Origin of the sequence: Larkinella punicea (genome assembly GCF_003334855.1) — a bacterium.
Taxonomy (GTDB): Bacteria; Bacteroidota; Bacteroidia; order Cytophagales; family Spirosomataceae; genus Larkinella; species Larkinella punicea.
In genome coordinates this window covers 77784-92222 of sequence record NZ_QOWE01000031.1, presented here as the reverse complement: position 1 = coordinate 92222, position 14439 = coordinate 77784, and the positions used below count along the sequence as shown (strand labels likewise).

General features: G+C 52.4%; 13 protein-coding genes. 5 read left to right on the top strand and 8 right to left on the bottom strand.

Going from position 1 to position 14439, the window contains the following annotated elements:
- The first annotated feature begins 9 nt into the window (after positions 1-9).
- From DUE52_RS28670 to DUE52_RS28650, 5 genes are all read left to right on the top strand, one after another.
- Positions 10-612: a Uma2 family endonuclease gene (locus tag DUE52_RS28670; protein WP_114409530.1), complete on the top strand. Its 603-nt coding sequence runs from the start codon at positions 10-12 to the stop codon at positions 610-612.
- A gap of 39 nt (positions 613-651) precedes the next feature.
- Positions 652-1422 carry a tRNA pseudouridine(38-40) synthase TruA gene (gene truA / locus DUE52_RS28665; RefSeq protein WP_114409549.1) on the top strand — a complete coding sequence of 257 codons (771 nt, stop codon included), beginning with the start codon at positions 652-654 and terminating at the stop codon, positions 1420-1422.
- Between the two features lie 84 nt (positions 1423-1506).
- Entirely contained in the window at positions 1507-2484 is a 978-nt protein-coding gene (locus DUE52_RS28660; protein ID WP_229312344.1) for an XdhC family protein, read from the top strand.
- The gene (locus DUE52_RS28655; protein WP_114409528.1) at positions 2481-3071 is read left to right on the top strand and encodes a nucleotidyltransferase family protein; all 591 of its coding nucleotides are present in this window, start codon (positions 2481-2483) and stop codon (positions 3069-3071) included. The genes DUE52_RS28660 and DUE52_RS28655 overlap by 4 nt, the downstream gene beginning before the upstream one ends.
- Positions 3072-3191: 120 nt before the next feature.
- Complete coding sequence (locus DUE52_RS28650; RefSeq protein WP_114409527.1) at positions 3192-3764, top strand: dihydrofolate reductase family protein; 573 nt, start codon at positions 3192-3194, stop codon at positions 3762-3764.
- 38 nt (positions 3765-3802) lie between these two features.
- Here the strand turns inward: DUE52_RS28650 and DUE52_RS28645 are convergent, their stop codons facing one another.
- From DUE52_RS28645 to DUE52_RS28610, 8 genes are all read right to left on the bottom strand, one after another.
- Positions 3803-6253: a TonB-dependent receptor gene (locus DUE52_RS28645; protein WP_114409526.1), complete on the bottom strand. Its 2451-nt coding sequence runs from the start codon at positions 6251-6253 to the stop codon at positions 3803-3805.
- 38 nt (positions 6254-6291) lie between these two features.
- Entirely contained in the window at positions 6292-7077 is a 786-nt protein-coding gene (locus tag DUE52_RS28640) for a hypothetical protein (protein ID WP_114409525.1), read from the bottom strand.
- 208 nt (positions 7078-7285) lie between these two features.
- A complete protein-coding gene (locus DUE52_RS28635; protein ID WP_114409524.1) occupies positions 7286-8251 on the bottom strand; it encodes an AAA family ATPase in 966 nt (321 codons plus the stop codon).
- Positions 8252-8427: 176 nt separating this feature from the next.
- Complete coding sequence (locus DUE52_RS28630; RefSeq protein WP_114409523.1) at positions 8428-9789, bottom strand: peptidylprolyl isomerase; 1362 nt, start codon at positions 9787-9789, stop codon at positions 8428-8430.
- A 100-nt stretch (positions 9790-9889) separates the two neighbouring features.
- Positions 9890-12223 carry a peptidylprolyl isomerase gene (locus DUE52_RS28625; protein WP_229312343.1) on the bottom strand — a complete coding sequence of 778 codons (2334 nt, stop codon included), beginning with the start codon at positions 12221-12223 and terminating at the stop codon, positions 9890-9892.
- Positions 12224-12257: 34 nt separating this feature from the next.
- Complete coding sequence (locus DUE52_RS28620) at positions 12258-12938, bottom strand: hypothetical protein (RefSeq protein ID WP_114409522.1); 681 nt, start codon at positions 12936-12938, stop codon at positions 12258-12260.
- 10 nt (positions 12939-12948) lie between these two features.
- Positions 12949-13287, bottom strand: a complete 339-nt coding sequence (locus DUE52_RS28615; RefSeq protein ID WP_114409521.1) for an avidin-fold protein — start codon at positions 13285-13287, stop codon at positions 12949-12951.
- Positions 13287-14366 carry an agmatine deiminase family protein gene (locus DUE52_RS28610; RefSeq protein WP_114409520.1) on the bottom strand — a complete coding sequence of 360 codons (1080 nt, stop codon included), beginning with the start codon at positions 14364-14366 and terminating at the stop codon, positions 13287-13289. Before DUE52_RS28610 ends, DUE52_RS28615 begins: the two co-directional genes overlap by 1 nt.
- Between the last annotated feature and the right edge of the window lie 73 nt (positions 14367-14439).

The following is a 14439-nucleotide window of genomic DNA, read 5'->3' as shown; positions in this document are numbered from 1 at the left end:
TTTGACAATATGGATGCTCTTCCGGTTGGAAAATCGATTTTAACGGCAGAAGAATATTTCAAGCTGGAAGAAGCCAGTGAAATTCGTCATGAATTTTACAAAGGACAGATCTTTGATATGGCGGGGAGTACACTCCGCCATAACTTACTGGTTGATAGCGTAAAAGATTTATTAAAAAGCCATTTTCGCCCAAAAGGATGTCGGGTTTATTCCGAAACCGTCAAAGTAGAAGTAGTCAAAAATGAGTACTATCCGTATCCTGACATCGTTCTGACCTGCCATCCTTTCGATTTACAAAGCCAATACATCATCCGGCAGCCGAGCCTGATCGTTGAAGTTTTATCCAAATCGTCGGTGGCTACCGATCGGGATTATAAGTGGGAGGAATACCAGAAAATGCCTTCCCTCTTATATTACCTGTTGATTAACCAGTATAAGCTGGGAGTGGAGTTGTATGCCCGGGTGGAAAATACGGATCAGTGGACTTATCAGCGGTATGTTCAACCGGAAGAACTCGTGGTTTTTCCGCGCTTTAATTTTGAATTATCTGTCGGGGCCATCTACGAAGGCATCGATTTTACAGCGATCGACGAAGAACCTGCTCGGCCTTAAAAGACGGTTTTGCGCATTGGAGCGTTATTTTTGCATTTTATGCGCTACTTTATTCAACTTTCCTACCGCGGAACGGCCTACCACGGCTGGCAATTTCAACCCAACGGTATTAGTGTTCAGGAAGTCCTGGAGCAGAAGCTGAGCCTGATTCTGAAAGAGCGAATTTCCATTGTGGGGAGCGGTCGGACGGATGCCGGGGTGCACGCCGAACAGCAGTTTGCGCATTTTGACATCGAAAAACCCATCGCCCTGACGGATTTGATGATCCATGCCCTGAACTGCATGTTGCCGCCCGACATTGCGATTCAGTCCATTTTTCCGGTCGATCCGACCGCTCACGCCCGGTTTTCGGCCACCACCCGCTATTACCAATACCGCATTCGAAAGCAGAAAAGTCCGTTCCTGGATTTCCTGGTCTACGTCTTTCGCCCCGAACTGGACATTGATCGGATGAACGAAGCCGCCAATCTTGTTTTGCAACATACTGATTTTGAGAGTTTCAGCAAGGTACGAACGAACGTTTCGCACTTCCGCTGCGTGATTCACCGGGCAGAGTGGCTGATCGAGAATGATCAACTGGTTTTTCACATCAAGGCCAACCGATTTCTCTACGGCATGGTCCGGACGCTGGTCGGAACCATGCTGGAAGTGGGGCAGGGGCGGATGACAGTTGCCGAATTCAAGGAGATTTTGCTGGCGAATGACCGCCGGAAAGCCGGTCGTTCGGCCCCGGCCAGTGGGCTGTTTCTGGTCGAAGTGGGTTATCCGGCGGAAGTATTTAGTAAGAAAATGATGAATGATGAACGATGAACGGTGAATGTTTCTAAATTAGCCTTAATTCATCATCCATCGTTCATCATCGCACCGGCGACCCGGTCATCATTATTTAAGAACGTGATCAACGAATTTCAACAAATCATCGGGGTCTACCGAAAAACTGACTTTAGCCAACGCAAAGCCGCCCTGGCGACCGTTGTGGGGCTGAGTGGTTCGGGGTATCGCCGACCGGGTGCCCGCATGTACATCACCGACGACGGACAGTGGACCGGAGCCATCAGTGGCGGCTGTCTGGAAGGCGACGCCCTGCGGAAAGCCCGTGAGGTGATGCAAACCCGGCAGGCCCGTCTGGTAACCTACGATACGTCCGACCCCGAGGGCGAAAATTTCGGCATCGGGCTGGGCTGCAATGGGGTTTTGGACGTTCTGATTCAGCCCATCGACCCCAACGATTCGGAAAATCCGCTCGAAACCCTCGACCGCGTCATGCAGGAACGGCGGCCCTTAACCTTCGAAACCGCTTTGCCCGACGGGGCGGGTGTGTTTGTGGAGGAACTCAAACCGGACATTCAGTTGCTGGTTTTTGGGGGCGGGTACGATGCCGTTCCGCTGGTGAAACTGGCGAAACAGATTGGCTGGCGCGTGGTGATCACCGACGATTGTGTGGCGCACCTGCAACCCCGGCGGTTTGGCGAAGCCGACGACATGCTGGCCGTTCAGCGGCATGAAATCCGGCAGCAGATTCCAATCGACGCGTACTCCGCAGCGGTGTTGATTTCCCATAACTTCAAATACGACAAAGCGGTTTTACAGGAATTGCTGCAAACCGAAATTCCCTACATTGGTCTGCTGGGTCCCAAAAAACGGGGCGATGCTTTGCTGGATGAGGTTCGTGATTTTGTCGCTCCGACGGATGAAAAGCGGCTTTTCTGGCCCGTTGGTCTGGACGTCGGCGCCGATAATCCGCAGGAAATTGCGCTGTCGATTTTAGCCGAGGTTCAGGCGGTTTTCCGCAAGACTTCCGCGCAATCGCTGAAATTCAAGAATGCACCCATTCACCAGCCGGTACAATCGATCAGCACTTCGGTAGAATGAACATTGCCATCATCATACTAGCCGCCGGAACCTCCTCCCGGCTGAATAACCAACCCAAGCAACTGATTGAGTGGGAGGGACGTACGCTGCTCCGGCGAGTGGTCGATACCGCTCTGTCAACGACCTTTCGACCAGTTGTGGTGGTCGTCGGTGCGAACAAAAACCGGATCACGCCCGAACTGGACGGGTTGCCCGTGACGATTATCGACAACCAGCACTGGCCGCAGGGCCTGTCGTCGTCGGTAAAAACCGGTCTGGCGGCCGTGTATCTGACCCAGAAAGAGATCGACGCTGTGGTGTTTCTGCTCACCGATCAACCGCACGTCGACCGGGGATTGTTGTTGCAGTTGGTGCAGGTTTACGAAGAAACCGGGAAAGGCATCGTGGCGTCCGGCTACGCCAACAGCCTGGGTGTTCCGGCGCTGTTCGACCGGAAATACATCAGTGAACTGCTCAGTCTGGAAGGTGATCAGGGCGCGAAATGGATCATCAAAAATCACCCGGACGACTGCACCGAAGTGCCTTTTGAACCGGGAAGCGTCGATCTGGATACAAGTCAGGATGTCGAGCTGTTTTTGGGGTTGTGAATAATCCGGAGGCTCCATCTTCGTAATCTTATTTGTCGCAATCGCCCCCGTTTAAAGCCGCACCAACAACCCCATCCTTTAAATCTCACAGGCTATTTTTGTAAATAACCTTACAAAAAGATGAGAAAACTAAAACTTCAGGTGCAAATGACCGTCGATGGCTTCATCGCGGGACCAACGGGCGAAATGGACTGTATGACGTTCAACTGGGACGATGAATTGAAAACGTATGTGGGGGCATTAACCGACCCGATTGATTGCATCGTGCTGGGACGCAAACTGGCAGAGGGGTTCATTCCCTACTGGGGTTCTGTGGCCGAAAATCCTGACAACCCAGAGGTTTCGGCCGGCAGAAAATTTACAGATACCCACAAAGTCGTGTTCACCAAAACCCTCGAAAAGTCCGAATGGAAGAATACCGTGCTAGCCAAAAATGACCTGGTTGACGAGATCAATGCGTTGAAAAAACAGGATGGTCAGGACATCATGGCCTACGGTGGGGCGACTTTCGTATCATCACTCATCCAACACAATCTGATTGACGAATACCATTTGTTCATCAATCCCGCAGCCATTGGGAACGGAATGCCGATTTTCAAAGAACTTGAAGGCCGACAAAATCTGAAACTGGTCAAATCCACCGCTTTCGACTGCGGAATTGTTGTCCTTCATTACGAACCCAAGCGGGGCTAGAATACACGTCTTTTGTCTCTACTTTATCGTCTCTCTTCTTAAAAATCAACCCGGTAATAGAAAACTGGCAGGAAACCCAGTTGGTATTCCCGCTTGATGAATGTGCCGTCGGGTTGGGGGGCGTAGCTCAGGCTCAGGATGTTTTGAATGCCCAACACATTGACGAAATCAACGGCGATGGTGTGCGTCAAACGGGTGCGGTTTAGTTTGTAGTCGACTTTCAAATCGAACCGGCGGTAGTCCGGAAACTGGAGCGTGTTGCGGTTGGCAGTCTGGTAGATGATGTCCTGAGCGGCTTTCGATTTGGCTTCATCGACCGGACCATACCAGCGTCCGCCGATGGCCGTAAATTTGGCTCCCACGCTCAACGTGTTTCGGCCTAGCGTAAATTCCTTGGCAAAAACCGCGTTATAGGCATATTTTCCGTTGAAATCCGTATTTCGCAACACGCCGTCGGAACCTTTGTATTTGGCGTCGAACAGCGAACCGGTCACCAGAAAATAGTAGCCGTCGCTGAAAAACTTCTCCAGCGTCAGTTCCGCCCCGTAATTCCGACCGGTGCCTTTATTAACCATTCGACCCGGAAAAACCCGCGAGAAACTCGCTCCGGTATTCAAAATCGAAAACGAGCTGCTTTGCTCCTCGACCGGTACGTTGAACAGTTTCTGGTAATAGGCTTCCATTTTTAACCGCAGGTTCCGACCCGGAAGCCAGTCATACGAAGTCACATAGTGCCAGCTTTTGGTCAGTCCCAGGTCCCGGCTGAATTGACCGCCCGAGGGATCGCTCTGTTGATTGAATCGATAAAAGTAGATGTAGGTGGGCTGAATCTGACTGTGCAGCCCGACTGCAACGCTGAGTTTTTGGCGGTTTGGTAAATCCCAGGCCAGACCGGCGCGGGGTTCGATGGGTGAAAAACTGTTTTGATTGAGTGAAAAATAGAGACTGGTCAGCCCGGCGCTCAACGTCAGCCGGTCGGCCAGATTGACGCGCCATTGCACGTAAGGCTGCACCAGCAGCGCCGACTGCCGTGAATTCCAGCGGGTTTGCCAGGGCTCTAACTGGGTCGGCAGATTGGGCAAAATCGTGACGTTCCGGGCACTATCGACAAAGTTGAAGTGATACACATCGGCGTTCAAACCGACTTTCAACGTGCTGCGCGGGCTAAATTTGTGGTTAACCGACGCAGCCAGGGAGGTTTTGGTGTCGGCAAAACGGTATTCCAGTACTTTGGCCTGACTCGTTATTTTGTACCGGTCGTTTTCGACCACCGGCCGGCCGTCGGCGTCGTTCTCAAAGAACAAATAGTTGTGGTGCGTAAACTGAACATAACCCGATTGGGCCAGCGTGGCGCGCAGAAACGTCCGGCGATTGAGCGGTTTTTCATAGGTCACGCCCACAACGCCCATGCGGGAGGTGTAATATTGGTCGCGGTCGTTTTGGCCGTAAATATTTCGGTCCGAAACTTTCTGTTCACTGATCAGCACGTCGATGGTGCTGGTGCCAGCGAATCCCCAAAAAGCCAGCCGGGCGTTGTTTTTGAGCGGGAAATTAAACCGGAACGAAGCATCCTGGTAGGTGGGAACGGCCTGGGTTCCAATGTCGATACCGGCTTTGTTGAACAGCCAGAGGTTGGCGTAGCGGTAGGTGACAAAATACGACGAGCCGGTTTTTTTGGAAAGCGGCCCTTCCAGCGCGGCCTCAGTGCCGAGGAAGCCGAACTGGAGGGTTCGCTGGTGTTTTTCGTTGTTGCCGTTACGCAGCCTAAGGTCGAAAACACCGGCAATGCCGTTGCCAAATTCTGCCGGAAAAGCACCGGTAAAAAAGTCGGAATTGGCCAGCATTTTGTTACTGATGATGCTCACTGGCCCGCCCGTGGTTCCCGAAACCGCAAAATGGTTCGGGTTCGGAATGCTGACGCCCTCGACCCGCCAGAGAACACCGCCCGGTGAGTTTCCGCGGATGACGATGTCGTTGCGGGAGTCATCGGCCCCCTGCACCCCGGCGAAATTGGACGCCATCCGGGCGGGTTCGCCCCGGCTTCCGGCGTAACGATCGGCCTCATCGACGGTAAATTGCCGGGCCGAAACCACCGCCATCTCGTTGCGGGCGTCGCCGGTCCGCTGCGCCTTAACGGTGACGCTGGCCAGTTCCGTAATGGCTTCTTCCAGATCGACGTCCAGAATGGTTTCGCGCCCCGCATCGACAATGATGTTGTTTAACAAAGCCTCCTTATACCCAATCCGGGTAATTCGAATGGTTCGTCGGCCAACCGGGACATTCGGGATGCGGTAGCGCCCGGATGAATCCGTAAGGGCTCCGGCCGTGATTCCGGTAGAACTCGTAGTCAGAACCTGAATGGTAACGTCGGATAAGGGGTATTTGGATTCCTTGTCGGATATTCGACCCCGGACGGTTTGGGTAAGTGAAGTTTGGGCGAAAGCAGAATGAAAGCAAAAAAAGAAAAGCAGACTGGAAATGTATTTCATACGATGAATGGGTCTCTCGTCACAAAAGATAAAAAGGGTTACCGGAGTACTGATGGCAACAAGGCAAAAATAAGTAAACCCAGAACGGTTCCCAGCAAAGTTCTGCCATAGCGTCGCCCTTCCCGCTGGCGTTCGGCTTTGGTCATTTGCTTGTAAAGCTTCATTTTTTTATCAAAGACCCGACCAAGGAAATAAAATCCGCCCGCCAGGACACCCATGCCCAACAGAATGACTAATACAGCGGCAAACCCATGACTGGTACAGGCTAACTGGCATGCTAAACCGCTGGCCGCAACGGCTAAAAAAAGACTTGTCAAAAACAGTAGAAAGTAAGCAATTTTGGTACCGGTCTGGCTTTTTTCACGAACGACCGGATCCGGGTTTTGATTCGAATGGAGAAGCTGATTGGGCGTAAGTTGCGGCAGTGTGTCTGTTTTACTTACTTCTGAATACGTAATGATACGCTCGCTGGAAACGCTGACCGACGGTTCCGGGTGAATTATGGTCCGGCCACTGATGCCACCCGCTATGCCGTACGCCAGGAAGTTGATCAGAAACAAAACCGTGTAGCTGCGTTTTTGAAACCAGAACCGTTCCGTCGAAACCAGATCCGGCAAGCGAAGGGCGACGTACCGGCCGAATTGAAACCGGACCAAAACCAGCCCGCCCAGCAGGAATGACAGGTACCAGCCCGGCTGTTCGGCCAGCAGCGAGCTACCCAGCAGCATACCCAGAACGGCATTCGTACACTCCGACAGGACAATCAGCCCGGCGGCCACTTTCGGATGTCGGCTGGCGAAAAATGCCAGAGAGTTTAGGGTCATAGGGCAAGGGTGCGCGCGATTATGGTTCCAATTACCAATGAAAAAAGACAATTGGAGGATAGAGGCAGCACGATCCGTCGATCAAGTTTGCAAATATTTCTTTATGATCCCGGTGAAAGTATGACAATTTACTAATCGGTCAAAAAAAAACGCTGCGGTTTCCCGTCTGGAAAACCGCAGCGTAGTCAGAATAAAAAATCGTAGTCTTTTACAAAAGCCGTTTGATAAGTTGGTCTACCGTGATGCCCTCGGCTTCGGCTTTGAAGTTCCGGACAATGCGGTGACGGATGATTGGGTAGGCAACGGCGCGAACGTCTTCAATGTCCGGCGAATACTTGCCGTTGAGTAGGGCGTTGCATTTTGCCGCCAGAATCAGCGCCTGCGAAGCCCGTGGTCCTGCTCCCCATTCAAGATAGGTATTCGCATCCGGTGAACCCATTTCGGTATTCGGGCGGGTTTTATGCACCAGTTTGACTGCGTATTCCACTACATTATCGACCACCGGAACCCGGCGCACCAGGTGTTGGAAGGCCAGCAGTTCGTCGCCCGACAAGACCTTTTGTACCTGGTATTTCGCGTCGTTGGTCGTTGACTTCACGATGTCCAGCTCCGACTGGTACGAAGGATAGTCCAGAAAAACGTTGAACATAAACCGGTCCAACTGCGCTTCGGGCAGCGGATAGGTTCCTTCCTGCTCAATCGGGTTTTGGGTGGCCAACACGAAAAACGGGCGTTCGAGGGGGTATTTCTGTCCGGCAATGGTCACAGAATATTCCTGCATGGCTTCCAGCAGAGCAGACTGCGTTTTGGGCGGAGTCCGGTTGATTTCATCCGCCAGAATGATGTTGGCAAAAACCGGCCCTTTGATGAATTTAAACCGCCGTTCCTGATCGAGCGTTTCGGAACCCAGAATGTCCGACGGCATTAAATCCGGGGTAAACTGAATCCGATTGAAACTCAGGTCGAGCGCTCCGGCGATGGTCTGGATGAGCAACGTTTTGGCGAGACCCGGTACGCCCACCAACAGACAGTGTCCCTGGCAAAAAATAGCCGTTAGCAAAAGCCGCACGGTTTCTTCCTGACCGATGACTACTTTCGAAATCTCACTCTTTAATCGTTTATACGCTTCATTCAGCGCTTCAGCAGCCTCAACGTCAGAATTATATTGTACCACAGGATAGGAGTTAAGAGTTGGAAGTTAAGAATTAAAACAGGCTCGTAATCATTAAACATTTTTGCCAGTTGCCCCTAAATCCCCTAAAGGGGACTTTTGATCCGGATGGTTTCGAGTCCAAGTCCCCTTTAGGGGATTTAGGGGCAACTGGCGAAGGGCTTTAACTCATAACTCTTCTAAGGTCCCTCGGTTTTTTGGGCACCCAGAATATTGCAGCTTCGGTATTCCGGATCGACATTGATGTAGACGTCGCTGACGGCTTTTCGGAACCAGGCGTCGATGGCGGTGTTCTTTTTGTTCACCATCACAATGTTGGCAATCTTCTCGAAATCGTCTTTCAAACTGGCCGTGTGTGGGGCCACCTTCCGTTTGTAATACAACAGCCGTACGGCACTTTTTCCATCTTCCAGCCGGTAATCCATCGGCGGGCTGACACTGCCGACTTTCATCGTATCCAGCGTCATGAACAGGGTGTAATCCATATTCTGATCGTGGGGCATTAGCGTACTGTTTGACTGCTGATCGCGAATGACACCACCGGCATCGGCCGTCATTTTATCCTCGGAAAAGTCTTTGGCGGCTTTTTCAAATTTAATACTATCGGCGACGATCAATGTCCGCAGGCTGTCTAAAAACCGGCGGGGTTCGGTCAGATCGAGCCGGTTGTAGTCGGGCCGGAGCAGGATGTGACGGGCGTGGTATTCAGCCCCACGCACCTCGATAAGCTGAATCAGGTGAAGACCAAATTCCGATTGGACAATGTCCGACATTTCGTTGGGTTTCAGCTTCATGGCCGCGCCCTCGAATTCGGCAACCATCGCCCCGCGTTTGGCAAAACCCAGGCTGCCGCCTTTCTGGGCAGAACCGACGTCTTCGGAAAATTCGGTGGCTAGTTTGGCAAAATCTTCGCCTTTTTCAACGCGCTCCCGCAGGGCCAGCAGCCGCTTTTTCAATTCTTCGGTCTGTTCTTTGGTTACTTTGGCCAGACGCACAATGTGTCCAATTTCGACCTCAGCCGGGATATACGGTAGGCTGTCTTTGGGAATGCCGTTGAAAAACTTGCGGACTTCGTTGGGACTCACCTTCACATCGTCGGTGATTTTGGTCTGCATCCGTTGTCCCAGCATCTGTTCTTTCACTTCTGTCCGGAGTTCACTTTTCAACGCTTCAATGCTTTTTCCGTAGGCTTCGACGAGGTTCTTTTCCGAACCGAATTGCTGAATCATGTACGACATCCGACCGTCCATCTGGTTTTCGATCAGCTTGTCGTCGACGGTGACGGAGTCAATTTCGGCTTTGGCCAGCAACACTTTCTGAACAACCAGACTTTCCAGAAGCTGGCAATCGGCCGGGGCTTTCTGATTCTGTTGTGCGTAGGACTGCCGGGCCTGTTCCAGATCCGACTTTAGCACGTAGTAATTATCGATTTTCGCAATAATCTTGTTTAAACTGACTCCTTTCCCCTGCGAATAGGAGGGAGACGATACGGAAACCAGTAGCGCCGTCAGAATAAAGGAGGAGAGAAGGATTGATTTCATTAAGAACTTCATTCAGGTTTATTATTCAATATTACGGATTTCGGCAGGATTTATTGATATGCCAAAACGGTGAATCTGTTAAATGATGTTAAGAAATGACCTATTTGGCCAGCTTCCGCACTTCTTCTTCGTTCATTTGCACCGGATACTGTTGCTTGAGCCGGTCGAGCCACTGCTTTTCCAGAACTCCTTGGTAGTCGTTAATCACCGCTCCCCGCGCTTCGTCGAAGGTTTTCAACCGGGGCGGATCGATCTGGTCGATTTTGATCAGGGCCACTTTCCCGTCACGCCGGATGGTGGTCGTTCCCGGTTGCCAGTCAACGGCATCGAGGAAGGGGTTGGCTCCTTTGGCAAAAGTACCTTCCGTCAGTTTAACAGCGCCCGGCTGTTTTGTATTCAAAATCTTCTCCACATCTTTTTTAGACGTCGAAAACAACTGAAAGGTCACGCGCCGGGCCTTCTCATTTTTACCTGGTCCGGTGGTGGGGCCGGGCCGGAATTTTCCGTAATCTTTTTCCATGATCCGGACAATCGGGATGCGGTTGGCCATCAGGAAATTAACCACCGTCCGAATCCGGCTCGCCGAAACCGTATCCCGCTCCGTGGCATCGGCTGATCCGGAAACCTCCACGAGGTAATCCGGGTTTTTAATCATCAACACCAATAAATCAAACAGCGTTTCCCGCTGCTTGGTGGTCAGCGCACTTTGATTGACGCCGTAGTTCAGTTCTTCGACCGACCGCCGGAGCTGGTAGGGACTCTTCGCCAGCATTTCCGACGCCTGCTTGAGCATGTCGTCATTCGGAACTTCCAGAATTGTGGCCGCAGCCCGCTGGTCGTAGCGGTACTTTTCCTTGTGAGCGTCGTAATACGACCGTTGGCCGACCGAATCGACCAGTGATTTTTCCCACACGTTGATTTCCATCACCTGCGAAAGCAACACGCCGTCGCGGATGTCGTTCATCAGTGAGCGGAATTCCGGGTACTTCTTTTCCAGAGCGGCCTCTTCCTGTTCGATCACTTTATCATCGACAAACCGCCGGAACAACCGCTCCATCTGCACCCGAGCCGAAGAACTCGGGTCCTTGCGGGGTTGCTGGCGACGCACAACGGTTTCCAGAAATTCATTGGCGGTATACGGTTGTTTGTTGACCAGCAAGATCGGTTTCTTTTCAATGGCCGCGTCCAGCGTTGCCGGTAGTTTCCATTTGCCCGTCAGCAAACTGCTGTCGGCCATGGCGAGGGTTTTGGCCAGCACGTCGGGCGATTCGGTCACAGAATACGTTTTCCGAAGCCGCTGCACCAGCGCCTGGCGCACCACTTCGGCCCGGGTGTCGGTCACCACTTTTTGCCGCAAGGCTCCGGCCATCGATTCAAACGATTCCAGCGGTTGCCGTTCGATCAACCGGACAATGTGCCAGCCGTAATTGGTTTGAAATGGTTTGGAATAACTGCCGGGTTGCGACAGTCCATAGGCCGCTTCTTCGAACGGTTGCACCATCTGGCCAACACCAAAGACGGGCAAAACACCGCCAGTGTTGCGGGATTCCCGGTCGTCGGAAAATTCTTTTACCAGCATGTCGAACGGTTCGCCTTTTTCCAGCCGGTTGTAGGCTTCATCGATGCGGGCTTTGGCGGCCCGCTGGCCTTCGTCACCCCCACCGGATGTGGTTGCGCTGGGGCTAATCCGCACCAGCATGTGCGCGACGTGAATCTTGCCCCGGTTGGCCCGTTTGTCCAGCACTTTCACGAGGTGATAGCCCGACCGCGACCGCACCGGTGCCGAAACGCTGCCCACGGGCGTGGCATAAGCCGCCAGTTCGAGGGGATAAACGACCTGAAACGCTGTCAGGTAACCCAGGTTGCCGCCGTTCATCGCGGCAGTCGGGTCTTTGGAGTATTGACGGGCCGCCGTTGAAAAATCGGTGCCGGCCAGAATCTGTTTCCGAACATCGAGGGCCTGATTATAAGCAGCCAGGGTGTCGGCCGGGGCCGCATCCTCGGCCACGGCAAACAGGATGTGCGAAACGTTTACTTCTTCCTTTAAATGCTGGTAGGCTTCCGCCGTCAGGTGTTCAATGACTTCTTTGTCATTGAGATACGATTGCGCCAGTTGCTTCCGGTAGGTGGAAATTTCTTCCCGGAACCCTTCCGTGGTGTCGCGCCCTTCCTGCTCGGCGGCCATCACTTTCAGCTTCAGGTTGGTAAATAAATCGATGTATTCACGCAAATCCGTCCGACGGGCTGAATCGCCGTTGATTTGATTTTTGGTAAACGACTGAAAAAACTCGTCGGTGGTGAATGACTTGTTGCCCAGTTTCAGAATAACCGGTTCGGGCGCTTTGGTAACGACGGGTGCCGAGGATTTGCAGCCTGCCAGCAGACAGAGCAACACGATACCGGGCACTTTTTGTGAAATACGGTTTGAAGTCAAAACAGGTATGAATTAGAATCGGTTATCTACTTTTTTAACGACTGGAAGCGGGCTTTATTTTTATTCTTTTGAGCCGAATGTCATAGTCGACCTGGTATTCAAACGAATCGCGCAGGTGTCGTCCCGAAAACCGGGCCGGTACGTGCATCGCCGTCTCCTTCTTTTGGTGGTCGTTGCTGCTGTCCCGCAACTCGACGCTGCTTTGTCCCAGAATGTCGTCCTTATCCAGCCGGTCGGTCAACTGAACGCCCATTCCGGCGGCCGCCAGAGCGGTGGTAACGTATTTCAGGGGTGTCAGCAGTTCGGAGCCGATCTCGAAAAAACCGACCGGCACCTGAATCCAGCCGTTGATGTCGCGAACGCGTTTGATCCATTGCTGGGCCTGGCTATAGTCATCGACTTCAATCAGCAACAGGGACGCAATGATCTTACCGCCTTTCGGCATGGAAACCTGCACAGGAGCTTGATTTTCAAAGGATAAAACCGCCCCTTTCTGAACCTTTTCTACACCCCAAGCGCTGGAGGCAACCCCCACCAGGCGGTTTTTACTATCGAATGCCGTGAGCGACCACGTCATCATCAGCTCGTCTTTCCGGGTCAGTGTCTCTTCCAGATTAACCGCTTTGAGCTGGCTGAGTTTCATTTCCGCCGTGAGCGGCTTTTGACTGGAACAAGCGGTAATAAACAGAATACCAAATAAATACAGAAATTTCATAATAGGTTGATCAGGCAATTTCTTCAATCACCGACGCGCCTTCCGAGCCGTCGCCGTTGGTCCATCGCCAGCGTTCGTGCAGCCGGATGCGACCGTCGGGCAGCACTTCGGGGGTGGAACGGCAGACACCGGTTCGGAAGTCACCGTCCGTATTCAAATGCTGATACACCATGTCTAGTTCCCCGTCGGTCAGCACTTTCGCGACGAGAAACCCTTTGACTACCGAACCGCCCCGGTATTCGGCCCAGACCACCTCGCCTTCCTGGTGATACCAGAACGTCGTCGCGGCACTTACTTCCCCGTTGTCGGTATTGGCAACCGAGCCAAAGATCTTCTTGTCGTACTGCATCAATCGAGGGTTGGTTCCTGCTGGCTCAGGCAATGAAAGGTGCCTAAGCCCCAGACGATTTCGGTTGCGTCGATGCCCACCACTTTCCGGGTTGGGAAGCAGGTGGTAAGAATATCGAGGGCCGTCTGGTCTTTGTCGCACCGGAAGGTTGGTACGATCACCGAGCCGTTCGAAATGTAAAAATTGGCGTAAGAAGCCGGTAAGCGTTGGCCTTCGCTAATGACCGGGTCGGGCATGGGCAACTCAATGATGTTCAGTTGCTTGCCGTTGAGCAAGCGCATGGCTTTCACCTCCTGATGAATTTCCTGCAGGAACGGGTAATTCTCATCGTTGGGATTGTTTTCGGTTGCCACCACCACGGTATCTTCGTTGACAAACCGGACGGTATCGTCGATGTGTCCATCGGTGTCGTCCCCAACTATACCTTCTTCCACCCACAACACCTGCTGAACCCCATAATAATCACACAGATACTGTTCAATCTGGGCTTGGGTCAGGTGCGAATTCCGATTTTGATTCAGCAGGCACGCCCGGCTGGTCAAAACCGTGCCTTTGCCGTTGAACTCGACCGCGCCCCCTTCCATGACAATGCCCGGATTGACATAGGGCAAGTGCCGGTAGTGCGCAATTTCGACCGGAATGAGCCCGTCCCGTTCGTACGGCGGATACTTTCCGCCCCAGGCGTTGTATTCCCAGTTGACGATAATTTTTTCCTTCGAAGCGGGATTGATCAGAAATGCCGGGCCGTGGTCGCGGCACCAGGAATCGTTGGTCGGGTGGGGCAGAAGTGTCACTTTCGACAAATCGATTCCGGCCATCAATAACCGCATTTTGGCTGTTTGAATGACGGTTTCGTTGTGGGCGTTGATGCAAACCTGCTCACTCTCGCTGATGGCTCGAATAAACTCCAGGTAAGCCGGAAACATCAATTCCTGCCGCTCGTTCGACCATGACGCTTCGGTATGCGGCCAACTGAGCCAGGTTGCGACGTGCGGATGCCATTCGGCCGGGAAGAAAAACCCGTTCTGAGCCGGAATAAAATGGGGGTTTGACGAATGATGTTCGGTATGTATATTCATGTAATTTTTGATATCACACCACAAAACTACAAAATTATGGATGACTCAACTCATGAATGAACAGCTTCCGAAG